This is a genomic window from Leptolyngbya sp. O-77, from assembly GCF_001548395.1.
GTDB lineage: Bacteria > Cyanobacteriota > Cyanobacteriia > Elainellales > Elainellaceae > Thermoleptolyngbya.
Genome location: NZ_AP017367.1, coordinates 230,215 through 243,758, shown reverse-complemented (window position 1 = coordinate 243,758; position 13,544 = coordinate 230,215). Strand labels below are relative to the sequence as shown.

Sequence of the window (13,544 nt, the reverse complement as noted above, 5' to 3'; positions counted from 1 at the left end):
GAATGAGTAAGATCAAACGGGTACAGGTTCGTCTTCGGGCGATCGCCCCGTATCTCCCAGCACCGACAACTTTGGGCGATCGCCCTTCATCTCCCGACACCAAAACCTCTGGGCGATCGCCCCCCGACATCTCTCGGAACCTCGAACTGCTGAAAGATTTGGAAGTCCATGAGATCGGACAAATGATCGTCCTCCAATCTACAGATACAAAACAGGCTGTAGCCTTACTCGGAAGAGATACATGACTAGTCCTCGTGCAGCAGAGATAGGAGTTGCGCTTTTGCCAGTGCTGGAGCCAGTGCAGAAGATTCTTGGTCATAAACCTGGTTGAGATGGTTCAGCATAGCGACTCTCTCTGCGTCTTCAAAGGCGGAATCGGGTAGCGAAATGGCGGTATTTATAGCAACCGTGTCGCAAGGGGTTGCGCGTTGATGGTCATGCCCTAGGTTTACCAAACCCGTCAGAGCAGATTCCGAGTGCCAACTATGCTTGCTCTGACTGAGAGTTAGATCGGTGGCACGGCGGGTAAGGCAGCGTCTTGATCAATGCTCCGGAGGTTACTGGAATTAACTTCGCCCGTGGTTAAGAACCGGAAGGTTTCTTGGTAAAGGCTCTGCCAAAAGCGGTTGCTCATGCCCTGGCTAACTTCGGTGGGGTCTATCATGGGGTGAGGCACGAGGTCTTCTTGTGGATATTGATAAAAGCAATGCCCCTGGCGATCGCCCCCCAGGTTTTGATAAAACTTACGATTCGTCTCGATGTCGGCTGCGTCTTCGTTTTCCGTTAGCACCATGAAGACAGGCGTTCGGGAAATGCTGCGAACATTTTGCTGCACGTAGGCTTTGCCAAAGCGGGCATTTGCCGTCAGCGCCCCCACCGGAAACCGTAGCGCAGGGTCCCAGCCCAGTTCGCGAATATCCAGCGGCCCCGCCAGTTCCACATACTTGCGCCGCTCTTCGCCGTAGATTTCTAGCAGGGGCGCATAGGCAACCACTCGCGCAATTCGGTCGGGTTGGTCGGCGGCCAGCGCCAGGGCTACTGCGCCCCCTACGGACAGTCCTACGGTGAAGATGGGCCCTGGCAGAGAGTCCAGTTCCCGCAGGCGATCGCGGGCATCGGTAAGATAGCGCAGATGTGATGAGATGAAATAGCGGTCAAAGTCGGGATCATTCGGGCGCTCGATCGCCTTCAGAATGTCCAGCAGGCGCGGCTCTATCCGCAGCAATCGAGCAATCAGCGCCATCCGCTGCAAATAGCTGGGTCGGGGCAGGTCGCCAGCCGCTTTGGGATTCGTCAGGTTGGCCAGCGATGCTTGCAGCACGGGGTCGGCGGCCACTTTTTCTTTGAGGGGAATAGCGATTTCGGGCTTGAGATCCACCTGACACCAGTTTTTGTCGGGGTTGACGAAGGCGTGGCCGGCGAGGGTGCATTGGTAGACATTCAACCCATTGCGAAACAGGTAATCTGCCAATCGCCACATCTGGTGCGGTTTGGCGCTGAACCCATGAAACATCATCACCGTACCGCGAATCGGCTGGCCTGGCTCGTGAAACAGGCAATAGGGATAGGCTCCCTCACGCCGATCAGGACTGGACTCAATCTGGCGGACGTAGGCGGCGATCGCCTCTCTGGCTTGATCAATCTGGGCGGCTGTAGGGGTGGGGGCTGTTTGCATATTGGGAACAGGATTGAGGTATCCAAACTTCTGTGAGTCGTCGATGTGAATCGTCGATGTGAGCCGTCGATGTGAGCCGTTGAGCCGCTCTTATTATCGTCGCCCTGCCAGTTGCAAGCAAATGGGTTGACTCTCCAAGAGGGCGGGGGGATGTGGCTCAGAGGCTTCAGGCGAGGCTCCCCATCGCGCCATTCTGACTCAATCTGGGAATCCTGAAGGCAGTTCTTTTGCTTTTCCATCGGCGATGCATCTGACCGACTCTGTTTCTGCGCCAGAGTGGGCGCGTGTCCGGGCAACGTTTCAGCAAGTTTGGGGCTATGAGGACTTTCGACCGCCGCAGGACGACATCGTGCGATCGCTCCTCTCTGGGTGCGATGCCCTGGTGGTCATGCCCACGGGGGGCGGCAAGTCGCTTTGCTTCCAGCTTCCGGCGCTGCTGCAAACGGGGCTGACGCTGGTGGTGTCGCCGCTGGTGGCGCTGATGGAAAACCAGGTGCAGGAGTTGCGCGAAAAGCGGCTGCCCGCTGCCCTGCTGCATAGCGAGCTGCCGCCCCGCCAGCGCCAGCAAACGCTGTGGCAGTTGGAGCAGGGCAAATTGCGGCTGCTGTATCTGTCGCCAGAGACGCTGCTGAGTATGCCAGTGTGGAACCTCCTGAGCCAGCCGCAGGTGCAGATTCGCGGGCTAATTTTGGATGAGGCACATTGCCTGGTGCAGTGGGGCGACTCGTTTCGGCCGGCTTATCGGCGGCTGGGGGCGGTGCGACCGGCGCTGCTGGCAGCGAAACCCGCAGGCACAACACTGGCGATCGCCGCGTTCACCGCAACGGCCGACCCGCAGGCGCAGCGGACGATTTCCGAAGTGCTGGGGCTGAACCAGCCGCAGGTGTTTTTGCAAAATCCTTACCGAGCAAACCTGGCGCTGTCCGTGCAAACGGTGTGGAGTCCACGCGGGCGCAGGCGATCGCTCCTCCAGTTCATCCAGGCGCGGCGGGGCAAGGCGGGGCTGGTCTACGTGCGATCGCGCCGCGAAGGGGAAGACCTGGCAGACTGGCTGAATCAGGCAGGCTTTCGCACGGCGGCGTATCATGCGGGGCTGGGCCCGGCGCAGCGGCGGCAGATCGAGCAGGCGTGGCTGGGCGGGCAGATGCCGTTTGTGGTTTGCACGAGCGCCTTTGGCATGGGCATTAATCATCCCCACGTCCGCTGGGTGGTCCACTATCACGCGCCGCTGCTGCTGAGCGAATATGTGCAGGAGGTGGGGCGGGCTGGGCGCGACGGCAAACCCGCCGAAGCGTTGACTCTGGTGAGCGATCGCCCTGGCTGGCTGAACCCGGATGATCGCCAGCGGCAGCAGTTTTTCATTGAAAAGGCGCGATCGCAGCACCAAACCGCCCAGGTGCTGATCCGCAAGCTGCCACAGACGGGCAGTGTGGCCGACCTGTCGCGCCAGTCTCCCGACAGCGCGATCGCCCTCGCCCTGCTCCACCGCAGCGGCCAGCTCACCTGGGACGACCCATTTCACTACCGCATCCACCCCGGCGCAAAGCCCCAGCCCTTTCGCCCCGACCCCGCCATCCGCCAGATGCAGGACTATCTCTATACCCGCGACTGCCGCTGGAAGGTGTTGCTTTACCGCTTTGGCTTTGCCCAAGATGCGCTGGCGATGCGCTGCGGAACCTGCGATCGCTGCCAGGGGCGATCGTAATCTTTGAGTCGCCCTTGCTAAACTGAAGCCACTTAAGATTTAAGGAAGAGGCGCTGATCAGCACCCCTAAACCCCCAATTCCTAACCCCTAACCCCTCTCATGCTGCCCCATTTCCCCGGCATGAATCCCTACTTGGAAAACCCAGACCTGTGGACAGAGGTTCACTTTGGGCTGATTGGGGGGTTGGCGCGGTTTTTGAATGGGATCATTACGCCGAAATATCGAGCAGCGGTGGAAAAGCGAGTTTATCAGGATGCACTTCTGGTGGGCATTCCCGATGTGGCGATCGCCACTCGTCGAGCAGAACCAGCTTCACCAAGTGTGACGCACATACAAACCGCTGTGCCAGCCAGCGAGCCAATTCAGGTTGCCGTGCCGATGCTGGAAGAGGTGACGGAGCGGTTTCTGGAAATTCGGGAAGTGGGTACGGGAACGGTTGTGACTGTGGTGGAAGTGCTGTCGCCCAAGAACAAGCAACCGGGCGAAGGACAGACTCAATATGACCGCAAGCGTCAAGCCCTGCTGAGCAGCAGCGCCAACCTGGTTGAGATCGATCTGCTGCGGACAGGAGAGCCAAAGCCAATGTTGGGGGGCGTGCCATCGGACTGTCGAATCTTGGTGAGTCGGGCGGACGAGCGGCCTGCGGCATCTCTGTATGCGTTTAATCTGCGAGATCGGATTCCCCGATTCCTAGTTCCGCTGAAACCGAGCGACGAAGAGCCAGTCGTGGATCTGGAGGCGATTTTGAATCAGGTTTATACAGAAGCTGCGCTAGCGCTGGCGATCGCCTATGATCAGCCCCCAGTGCCGCCGCTGCGAGAGGAAGACCAGCGCTGGCTGCAAACGCTGATCTCATCGGAACCTGGATCGCGGGAATAATCGTTATTCATTGAGCTAGCGCCATCCATAGAATCGCAAGAAGTCTGACAAAGCTTCGGCTCAAAATCCAAAATCGGCAATCTAAAACCCAAAATCGCTAAAATCTCCACGGCAATTCTCCAGCAATTCTCAACCCCGCAGCAGAAGCCCCCGCTTTTGTGGTACTTATATTCAGATAGCAAATTGCGAATGATCATCAGAGTTGGGTTAGCAGGGAAAGGAGGGCAAACAACGTGAAGCTGTCGGTTGTTATACCCTGCTATAACGAGTTGGGAACCATCGGGCAGGTGGTGGCGGCAGTGAGGCGATCGCCCATCCAAGATCTCGAAATCATCATTGTGGATGATTGCTCAACTGACGGCACGCGAGACTTGCTGCAATCTCAAATCGAGCCGCTCGTAGACCAGGTGCTATATCACCCCAAAAATCGCGGCAAGGGAGCCGCCCTGCGAACCGGGTTTGCGGCGGCAACGGGCGATATCGTGGTGGTGCAAGATGCTGACCTGGAATACGACCCGCAAGAGTTTCCGCTCTTGATCGAGCCAATCCTGAATGACAAAGCGGATGTGGTGTTTGGCTCTCGCTTTATGGGTGGACGACCCCACCGCGTGGTCTACTTTTGGCACATGGTGGGCAACAAGTTCCTCACGCTGCTGTCGAACATGATGACGAATATCAACCTCAGCGACATGGAAACTTGCTACAAAGCCTTTCGCCGCGAGGTGATCCAGTCCATCCGCATTCAGGAAAACCGCTTTGGCTTTGAGCCAGAAATCACCGCCAAAGTCGCCAAAGCAGGCTGCCGCATCTACGAAGTGGGCATTTCCTATTACGGGCGCACCTACAAAGAAGGCAAAAAAATCGGCTGGAAAGACGGCTTCCGCGCCATTTACTGCATTCTGAAATACAACCTGTTTGCCTGAGATGCGGCTCTAAAGATAGCTAAAAGAGCTGATTTTTTTGCGCGTCGCCTATAAAGCACGGAGTTTTTTTAGTAAAATCGGGAGACTAGAGGGCGATCGCTCGATTGCAATCGCTCCCACAGCATGACCCACAGCAGTGGGCATTAAATTTAATTTCGTAAAAGCATTCTGCAATCTGGTAGCCTACAAATCTATAGTATGTATCGTGAAGTACTAGACAAAGAGGCGATCGCGCCTTTGCCAGTGGGCACAGGTTTTGTGGTAGGCGCGCCCTGGCGCGATGCCAGATTGAGGAGTCGAAACATGAATGTTTTTCATTGTTGTACCCATAAAACTGCCAGCCAATGGGTTCGTGCTATCTTTTCAGACCCTAGGGTACAAGAGTTTTCAGGTTTGAAGCCGTACTATTACGAAGAAAAAGCGCTTGCCAAGTACGGAGTTCAAAAACCATCCGAAAAAGTTTTTGATGAGCCATTTCCAGACAACACAGTTATTACGCCTCTCTATGCAGATTACAGCAGCTTTTGTAGAGCGCGGTCAATGTCATCGTCTCAGGCTTTTGCCTTCTTCGTGACCAGAGATCCAAGAGATATGCTTGTTTCTTGGTACTTCTCTATGAGATATTCTCATCAGCCAATTGTAGATGACGTATCATTAGTTAGGGAATTACTCAACTCAAAGTCCGAGAAAGAAGGATTAAAGCAGAGCATTCGCTTGTTGGCTAGTTTTGATTTGTTTGAGTCTATACACTCGTGGATTAATGCATCATCAGAAGACAAGGATATTATCCTTATTAAATATGAAGACTTGACATCAAGTAATAATGTTAATGTCTTCATGGATCTTTTCAGAGGATTTGGAATAGATGTACCTGAAAATATTTTAAGAGAAGTCTTAGAAGAATATGAGTTTGAGCATCTCACAGGCCGAAAAAAAGGACTTCAAGATCTTCAAGCACATCTCAGAAAAGGAATAGAAGGAGACTGGATCAATTTTTTGGATGATGAAATTCTAGAGGAATTTCAGAATTTTGCAGGAGATTTGTCAGAAAAATTAGGATACAAGTCGAAGCATGAGCTGACTCGACAAAACTTACATTTCTACCAGCAACTGTCGTCTGAACTCTACTCGGATTTGCATACTACTGAAACGAGGCTTATTTCGATCGAGAGTGAACTATCTTCCATGAAGCATGAGTTGTCTTCCGCAAACCGCGAAATTTCTCTTAAGCAGGCTCATCTTGAAGGAGTCAAACAAGAACTTTTGCATACACAGACAGAACTGGTTGTTGCAAAATCAGTTATCAAGAGGAAATCTTCCACGGTTAAGAGATTGAAATCTAGAGTTTCGGATCAGGCGCAAAAGTTGCGGGAGACTGCGCGAAGCCTTAAGATTCTAGAAAACAGGATCAGGCAGATGGAAAGCAGTAAGTTCTGGAAACTCAAGCAATTTTGGTTGGGCGTGACAACCAGACGTTTTGGGATATTTCTATGAAGCTTGCAGTATTCTACGCTTTTGCCCGCTCCGGAGGAACCTTGGTTAATCGGTGCATTGGCTGCATTCCTGGAAATTTAGTCTTGTCTGAAGTTAATCCTCACGCTTCTGTGATTCCTCCTGAACAACAGGCTCATGAATGGTGGAAATTGATTTCAGGTGAAGAAGTCAATGTTCTAAAGATGCAGACATACATTCAAAAGATTAGATACTTGGCTCAAAAAACTCATGAACGCCAGCTAAACCTTATTGTTCGAGATTGGTCAGCCGTCAATTTTTTAGGAGATCTACTTGTTCAGGATTTTCTCACTCCTAGCTATGTTTTAGAGCAAGAAGTCTACTTGTTGCGCGGTGAGCTTACATATTGCTCTGCTGTAATCAGTAGGAGGGCGGAGGATGTTTATGCGTCCATTATCAAATCCTTCGCAGAGAGAACACCAGAAAATTTCCGATTCTTGAGCGCTGAAGATTTTGGTAAACGTTATCTACATTATGCAAAATCTGTTAGCAGATATCGAATTTTTCATTATGAAGATATTTGTGATGAGCCAGAAGCTCAAATTAAAGAGTTGTGTGAGTATCTAGAGATTCAGTATGATGCAAGTTTTTTACATAAATTTAAGCACTTTAATCAATGTACAGGTGACAGCCAACCTGTTATTGAGTCTAGAGGATTTAAGCTAGATGTTATTACGCGCCTGAAAAGTCACGTTAATTCTGAATACTATATCAATGCTCATCAGGACGAGCATTGTAGAGAAGCAAATAGGCTATTGGGCTATGAATAATGAGCTAGACGTAAAATCTTCACATATTAGCAGTCTCTGGAAAATAATTGAGGCGCGTGATTGTTCTGTTGCTGTATCGCGTGAGCGATTCTCAATACTAAATTATGAATATCAAAGATTGCTCCGTCAGCAAGAGCAATTCCGACAGCAAGAGCAGGAACAAGCTCAGCATCAACAAAAAAAACTCCAAAGTCTAGAAGAACTACTTCAACAGCAGCAAGTTCAACTCCAAGACATACACTTGGACTTAGAACAGATTCAGTCTTATGCCAAGACTTTAGAAGTGCAAGCTCTCCAACTGCGATCGCAAGCAGAACAGCAGCAATCGCGGATTGAGCAGCTTAAGGGGGATAAGAAGAGGCTGGGCGATCGCCTACAAAAAGCGAAGCTCAAGATCAGCAACTTGCAGCAACAGGTCGAAGCTATGCAAAGCAGCAAGTTTTGGAAGCTCCGCACAGCATGGGTTTCTTTGAAAAACCGATTGCGTTTGAATTCATAGCGGATATGAAAACGGCGCTGATTTGCGGCATTTCGGGGCAAGACGGAGCATACCTGGCGAGGTTTTTGCTCGAAAAGGGTTATGAGGTTCATGGAACCTCCCGCGATGCCCAGGTTTCGTTGTTTAAAAACTTGGATCGGCTGGGCATCCGCGATCGCCTGGTGCTGCACTCAATGGCGCTTAATGACTTCCGCAGCGTCCTGCAAGTGATTCATCGGGTCAAACCCGACGAAATCTATAACCTGGCTGGGCAGACCTCGGTTGGGCTGTCGTTTGAGCAGCCCGTAGAAACGATGGAAAGCATCACGCTGGGCACGCTCAATCTGCTAGAGGCGATTCGCTTTGTCAATGCGCCCATCAAGTTCTACAACGCTGGCTCTAGTGAATGCTTTGGCAACACGGGCGATCGCACAGCCGATGAAACCACTGCCTTTTCTCCACGCAGTCCCTACGCCGTTGCCAAGGCCGCTGCCCACTGGCAGGTTGCCAACTATCGGGAAGCCTACAACCTCTTCGCTTGCTCTGGCATTTTGTTCAATCACGAATCTCCGCTCCGTCCCAGACGCTTCGTCACTCAAAAGGTAGTGACCACTGCGATCGAAATCTCAAAAGGTCGCGCAGAGCGACTGTACCTGGGCGATATCTCAATTCGGCGGGACTGGGGATGGGCAGCAGAGTATGTCGAAGCAATGTATCTCATGTTGCAGGCTCCACAGCCCGAAGACTATGTGATTGCCACAGGCGAAACCCATTGTCTGGAAGATTTCGTGACCGAAGTTTTTTCCTATGTGGGGTTAGATTGGACAGCCTATGTTGAGGTAGACAAGTCCCTGTTTCGACCGTCTGAAATTGCCGTCAACCGAGGCAGTCCCCAAAAAGCGCATGAAAAGCTAGGCTGGCGGGCCCAGAAAAAGATGAAAGACGTAGCGCGGGGCATGGTTGATGCCATTCTGTGCGATACTAGTCCAGATGCGTAAGCTAGGACGGAGCGAATCAAAGCAAATCTTGGGCGATCGCAGATTTAGGATTCCGTAAGGCGGTAGTTTGAGATGCAGAAGAAGGTTAATTTTCCAGCAAAACAGGCTAAACTTCGCCGACGCCTAGAGACTTTACTAACTGGTTACTCTGCATTTCCTAAGGGCAAAACGCTGACAAAAGCGGATGTTGTTATCACACCAAACGAGATCAATACTCGACACGGCACAGGCCTTCTCGTAAAGCGAATCTTTGGCACAGGGGCGAATACAATCTCAATTCGCTCTGCGGATACCTACGCTGGCGATCATCAGTTTGGGGATCTCAGCTTGTCAATTTCTCATCGAGGCTGTTCTCGACCAGAGTCTTTTAAGAAGCTACTGAAGCAACTAGAGGACGTAACCATTCGTCGAATTCTTTGCATCCCCTTCTTCAAGGATGACCTGATTACGGCGATCGCCCTTAAGGAAATATTCAACGTCCAACTTTGCACTTACATTCTGGACGATCAGAACATATACGTTAAGAATATTCCAGATGGCTTGATGCGCGAGTTATTAGAAAAGTCCTCACTTCGTTTAGCCGTTTCTCCTGAAATGAGAGATGCTTACGAACAGCGCTATCGCCTAAAGTTTTGGTTCGTTCCACCCGTTGTACCTAGTGATCTAATTCAGAACTACTTCAAGCCCGCCGCCGATGACAAAAGCAATGACAAGACGGGCGTACTAATTGGGAACGTCTGGAACGAACGATGGTTCAATAATCTGCAAAAGCTTCTGACTGGTTTCCCGCATCACATTGATTGGTTCCGCAGCGGACAGCTTCAAGATTTTGAATGGCTTGCTGATAAACACGCTTTTCTGCAACAAGGCATTCTTCGTGAGCAAAACTTCATTGAAGATGAGTTTGAATTTGTGCAAAAGCTGCGGCAATACCCCTATGCCGTGATTCCCTCCAGCACGCTCGATCAAGAAGATGAGCATCTTCCCGTTGGGTATCTCAGCCTGCCCAGTCGCATTCCTTACCTACTGGCCACCACAAATATCCCAATGATTGTGGTAGGCAGCCCAAAAACCGCAGCCGCCAAGTTCATTGAGCGCTTCGGTGTAGGAGTAGTTTCAGATTATGATCCTGCTAGCTTCAATCAAGCTGTGGAGTACGTTACTGCTCCCGACAATCAGCGTGAAATGCGGCAGCGGGCTGCTATGTTAGCTGACGTATTTTCAGATAAGAAATTTGACACCTGGTTGTGGAAATCTCTAGAAGCAGGACAGCCAATCGACTTTAGATTCGAGGAACTCTGCCCGCATCGCCCTAGCGACCTGCTTTATTTCATTGAACCACCGACCCCACGAGATTTGTTTCCGGAGTTTGTTCCGTCATTCAATTCATTTCGTCGGCTAAAGCGGCGAGGGTATGAACCTAATTTTGTCATTGACGTAGGCTGTTCTGTTGGTGTTTGGTCATTTACCATCAGTAAGCTATATCCCAGCGTTCGCTACGTCCTCATTGATCCACTGTTGGCAAAACATGATGCTAACTTATTGCGTCAGTTCGCTGGATCATTAAGACATCATGATTTAGTAGAAGCAGCAATTTCCAATCAGTCTGGAAAAACACACCTGCAAGTATCTCAAGATCTCTATGGTAGTTCTTTACTAAAGCCTGCTGACTTTCGCTCTTACGAGTCTGTTGAAGTCGAAGTCAAAACTCTCGATCAAGTCTCTGAGGAACTGTCGATTGAAGGACGGGGTGTTCTAAAGATTGATGTTCAATGCGCTGAACATTTAGTTCTGGAAGGGGCGACCCAATTTTTGTCTAAGGTGGATGTTCTGGTCGTGGAACTATCTCTCGTTCAGTATGATTCAGATGCTAAAACACTTACCGAAATGGTAGGCATTATCTCGGATTTAGGATTTCGCTACTACGATGATGCTGGAGAATGGCGATCGCCCGTTGATGGAGCCTTACTCCAAAAAGACATTGTCTTCGTTCGCGAAGGGCTGCTCTCTTCAGAAACCAGCGACATTCTTCTAGACGAGAAATCCTTCATAAAACCCTCAGTCCGCTCTGAGTATGAAGGCTTTCGCCTGGGCGAATCATCTCCTGCTTTACCTTCTTACTACGAAGGCGAGATGATCTATAGCAAGATGTTTGGCGAACTCATCAACGAAGTCCAACGTCTGCATCGATATTACGTTGATTATCAAGCAAAATATACACTGACTGTCCACGACGAGTTGCTTGCGATGAAGCAAGATTTAGATGACCTAAAGAAGCGTTTTATGTATTGATTCCTCTTGCTTGAGGTGTACTTAGTTGGGGCGGCAATAGGATTACAAAAACCTACAGAGTCAAGACTTAACATGAAGGTTAGCATTATCACCCCTTCGTATAATCAAGGGAAATTTATTGAGAAGACCCTGCTTAGTGTCCTATGCCAAAATTATCCCAACATAGAGTACATCGTGGTTGATGGAAACTCAAGCGATGGAACCATTGAAATTCTGGAATACTACAGGGATTTTATTGATCACCTAATCATTGAGCCAGATCGGGGTCAGTCCGATGCTTTAAACAAGGGATTTAGATTGGCTACGGGAGATATCCTAGCCTATCTGAATTCTGATGATGTATACGCAGATCAAAATGTCGTTTCTACGGTCATCAAATACTTTCAGGAAACCAAAGCAGATGTTGTTTATGGTTGTCGGAAGTTCATTTCAGAAGATGGCTATCAAACAAATTTTCATCCTTACAGAGAGTATTCAAAAGAGTATCTAGTTTGGACAGACTATATCCCTCAAGAGTGTGTTTTTTGGGGAAGAGATATCTTTAGGAAAGCAGGCGAGTGGATAAACGAAGAGTTCGATTTCGCGATGGATTATGAGCTTTGGTTTAGGTTTCTGGAGCATGATGCTCGATTTTATGCCGCACCTGAGACATTTGGCTTCTTTCGATACTATCCTGATCAAAAAACAAAGTCCCGCTGGGAAACTGTAGGACTTCCTGAGATTGCCAAACTGCATCAGCGTTATAACGGTTCCACAATTCCCCAAGATAAAATGTATGCCTATTTTGCAGAGTACACCTTTGGTTCTAGCAATCAGGCACTCATTTCTAGATTTTATGAGTCTTGGAGAAACTATGCTGAGTTTGAATCGAGAATCTTTGAATGCCTGCCAATAGACAATTGGGTTTACTATTGCCAAATCAATCCAAGACGGCTTAGAAAGCAGTTTTAGTACAAGGTTCAGATTCAATTGACGGGTTCTTAGAGGTACGGAGGAAGCAATGGTAGTTGGTAGACTAAAAACGATTAAAGACCTAATTCTAAACAAATTAGATCTGATTCAATCGAAGGTTGAGCAGTTTGAGCAGGTTTCTTCTGCCGCCTCTGAAAATGAGACTGCCCTATTAAGCTCTTCAGTGTTTTTAGTAGACGCGATGCAGCGTCAGGAAAAGCTTAATCAAGATTTTCAAACAACGCTTTTACATCAGATCAATACAATTCACCGCCAAGGGATGGCTCAGCATGAGTTGCTGAGCGAGGCTATATCTCAAATCCGTGATATAAGAGAGCAAGTTAGCGCCCTCCAAGATAGGATCGATCGGCTTGAGAAGAGTTCGGAAAAAAGTCATGACATGGGTAGGGTTTAAAGCAATTTTGTGACCAAACTTGATGAACTTGAGTCTGTAGGTTCAGAAAATATGCTCAGAAGCTTAAGATCAATGCTCCGTCGAACTGAGTCTGTTCAAGAAGTGCTTGCTGACGTTGATTCCGCTCAAGGAGCTTCTGCTCAAGGATCTACAGTGTCTCAAGTAACCCCAGATCAAACGCTTCCTGTTCAGCAGCTAGTCGCTAACAAGAAAGATAGGGTGATTTCGCTACTTGCATTAGGCGTTCCTATCAATGCAGTGGTTGATGTGGGTGTTCAAAGAGGTACTCCAGAATTGATGGAGCCACTTCGGGAAAAACATCACCATCTGTTTGAGCCTGTTTCCTTGTGGTATGGAGATATAGAGAAGAACTATTCCGCCATCAGAAATACGCTTTACCCTGTTGCATTGTCAGATGAAATAGGATCTGCGTGGCTTATTCAGACGGCGCTCTTGAAGGATGGAGTTGCCACTCACGCAAGAATCAGCGAAGTACCAGTAATACCGGATGGTCAAGAAATTGTTTCCTGTGAGGAGATCAAGGTAGACAGACTTGACTCATATTCTGATTTACTTGAAAAGGATTACTTGCTCAAGGTTGATGTTGACGGAAAAGATTTGGAAGTCCTTAAAGGAGCCTCTGGCTGCATCAGCAATGCTTCCGTTGTGATTGTGGAGGCACATTGGGCTGCATTGACGGCTAGAGGAAAGATTCTTGAGGAATACGGGTTTGAGCTGATTGATATTGTGGATCGGGTCATGTATGGACAAGTTTTGTGGCAGTGTGACTTGGTTTATCTAAGGAATGATCTGATGAATGAGAAACTACGTCCTCCCATGTTTGATCCCGCCCACTGGCATCCTCTCCCATAGCAGAGGCATAGATTATCTTAGATTTGGAAAGTGGTGCCCGATTCAACAGATTAGGCAAACCTAACGGCATCA

General features: G+C 49.4%; 13 protein-coding genes. 12 read left to right on the top strand and 1 reads right to left on the bottom strand.

The genetic code is table 11. The features are described from left to right. Nucleotides 1–2: 2 nt before the first annotated feature. Complete coding sequence (locus O77CONTIG1_RS01095; RefSeq protein WP_068507366.1) at nt 3–245, top strand: hypothetical protein; 243 nt, start codon at nt 3–5, stop codon at nt 243–245. Nucleotides 246–505: 260 nt separating this feature from the next. Here O77CONTIG1_RS01095 and O77CONTIG1_RS01090 read toward each other — a convergent pair whose 3' ends face one another. Further along, the gene (locus O77CONTIG1_RS01090; RefSeq protein WP_068507365.1) at nt 506–1,675 is read right to left on the bottom strand and encodes an esterase; all 1,170 of its coding nucleotides are present in this window, start codon (nt 1,673–1,675) and stop codon (nt 506–508) included. A gap of 244 nt (nt 1,676–1,919) precedes the next feature. Here O77CONTIG1_RS01090 and O77CONTIG1_RS01085 point away from each other — a divergent pair, with 244 nt between their 5' ends. The 11 genes from O77CONTIG1_RS01085 to O77CONTIG1_RS01040 all read left to right on the top strand — a co-directional run bounded on the left by O77CONTIG1_RS01085 (nt 1,920) and on the right by O77CONTIG1_RS01040 (nt 13,472). Beyond that, complete coding sequence (locus tag O77CONTIG1_RS01085) at nt 1,920–3,380, top strand: RecQ family ATP-dependent DNA helicase (RefSeq protein WP_068507364.1); 1,461 nt, start codon at nt 1,920–1,922, stop codon at nt 3,378–3,380. A gap of 100 nt (nt 3,381–3,480) precedes the next feature. After that, entirely contained in the window at nt 3,481–4,260 is a 780-nt protein-coding gene (locus O77CONTIG1_RS01080; RefSeq protein WP_068507361.1) for a DUF4058 family protein, read from the top strand. Between the two features lie 233 nt (nt 4,261–4,493). Next, a complete protein-coding gene (locus tag O77CONTIG1_RS01075) occupies nt 4,494–5,183 on the top strand; it encodes a glycosyltransferase family 2 protein (RefSeq protein WP_068507359.1) in 690 nt (229 codons plus the stop codon). A 198-nt stretch (nt 5,184–5,381) separates the two neighbouring features. Next, nucleotides 5,382–6,677: a sulfotransferase domain-containing protein gene (locus O77CONTIG1_RS01070; RefSeq protein ID WP_068507358.1), complete on the top strand. Its 1,296-nt coding sequence runs from the start codon at nt 5,382–5,384 to the stop codon at nt 6,675–6,677. After that, nucleotides 6,674–7,465, top strand: a complete 792-nt coding sequence (locus tag O77CONTIG1_RS24065) for a sulfotransferase family protein (RefSeq protein WP_156434807.1) — start codon at nt 6,674–6,676, stop codon at nt 7,463–7,465. The genes O77CONTIG1_RS01070 and O77CONTIG1_RS24065 overlap by 4 nt, the downstream gene beginning before the upstream one ends. After that, the gene (locus tag O77CONTIG1_RS01065; RefSeq protein ID WP_156434805.1) at nt 7,458–7,964 is read left to right on the top strand and encodes a hypothetical protein; all 507 of its coding nucleotides are present in this window, start codon (nt 7,458–7,460) and stop codon (nt 7,962–7,964) included. Before O77CONTIG1_RS24065 ends, O77CONTIG1_RS01065 begins: the two co-directional genes overlap by 8 nt. A 5-nt stretch (nt 7,965–7,969) precedes the next feature. Further along, nucleotides 7,970–8,941, top strand: a complete 972-nt coding sequence (locus O77CONTIG1_RS01060; protein WP_068507353.1) for a GDP-mannose 4,6-dehydratase — start codon at nt 7,970–7,972, stop codon at nt 8,939–8,941. A gap of 72 nt (nt 8,942–9,013) precedes the next feature. Beyond that, entirely contained in the window at nt 9,014–11,233 is a 2,220-nt protein-coding gene (locus O77CONTIG1_RS01055) for an FkbM family methyltransferase (protein ID WP_068507351.1), read from the top strand. A 72-nt stretch (nt 11,234–11,305) separates the two neighbouring features. Continuing rightward, nucleotides 11,306–12,184: a glycosyltransferase family 2 protein gene (locus O77CONTIG1_RS01050; RefSeq protein WP_068507349.1), complete on the top strand. Its 879-nt coding sequence runs from the start codon at nt 11,306–11,308 to the stop codon at nt 12,182–12,184. Between the two features lie 49 nt (nt 12,185–12,233). Then, entirely contained in the window at nt 12,234–12,599 is a 366-nt protein-coding gene (locus O77CONTIG1_RS01045; protein WP_068507347.1) for a hypothetical protein, read from the top strand. 9 nt (nt 12,600–12,608) lie between these two features. Next, nucleotides 12,609–13,472 (top strand): FkbM family methyltransferase, encoded by an 864-nt coding sequence (locus tag O77CONTIG1_RS01040; RefSeq protein ID WP_156434803.1) that lies wholly within the window; start codon nt 12,609–12,611, stop codon nt 13,470–13,472. Nucleotides 13,473–13,544: the final 72 nt, after the last annotated feature.

Bases quoted from the DNA above. Each gene is read 5' to 3' on its own strand.
- O77CONTIG1_RS01055 (WP_068507351.1), top strand. From the start codon at position 9,014: ATGCAGAAGAAGGTTAATTTTCCAGCAAAACAGGCTAAACTTCGCCGA.
- O77CONTIG1_RS01045 (WP_068507347.1), top strand. From the start codon at position 12,234: ATGGTAGTTGGTAGACTAAAAACGATTAAAGACCTAATTCTAAACAAA.
- O77CONTIG1_RS24065 (WP_156434807.1), top strand. From the start codon at position 6,674: ATGAAGCTTGCAGTATTCTACGCTTTTGCCCGCTCCGGAGGAACCTTG.
- O77CONTIG1_RS01065 (WP_156434805.1), top strand. From the start codon at position 7,458: ATGAATAATGAGCTAGACGTAAAATCTTCACATATTAGCAGTCTCTGG.
- O77CONTIG1_RS01095 (WP_068507366.1), top strand. From the start codon at position 3: ATGAGTAAGATCAAACGGGTACAGGTTCGTCTTCGGGCGATCGCCCCG.
- O77CONTIG1_RS01060 (WP_068507353.1), top strand. From the start codon at position 7,970: ATGAAAACGGCGCTGATTTGCGGCATTTCGGGGCAAGACGGAGCATAC.
- O77CONTIG1_RS01050 (WP_068507349.1), top strand. From the start codon at position 11,306: ATGAAGGTTAGCATTATCACCCCTTCGTATAATCAAGGGAAATTTATT.
- O77CONTIG1_RS01080 (WP_068507361.1), top strand. From the start codon at position 3,481: ATGCTGCCCCATTTCCCCGGCATGAATCCCTACTTGGAAAACCCAGAC.
- O77CONTIG1_RS01085 (WP_068507364.1), top strand. From the start codon at position 1,920: ATGCATCTGACCGACTCTGTTTCTGCGCCAGAGTGGGCGCGTGTCCGG.
- O77CONTIG1_RS01070 (WP_068507358.1), top strand. From the start codon at position 5,382: ATGTATCGTGAAGTACTAGACAAAGAGGCGATCGCGCCTTTGCCAGTG.
- O77CONTIG1_RS01090 (WP_068507365.1), bottom strand. From the start codon at position 1,675: ATGCAAACAGCCCCCACCCCTACAGCCGCCCAGATTGATCAAGCCAGA.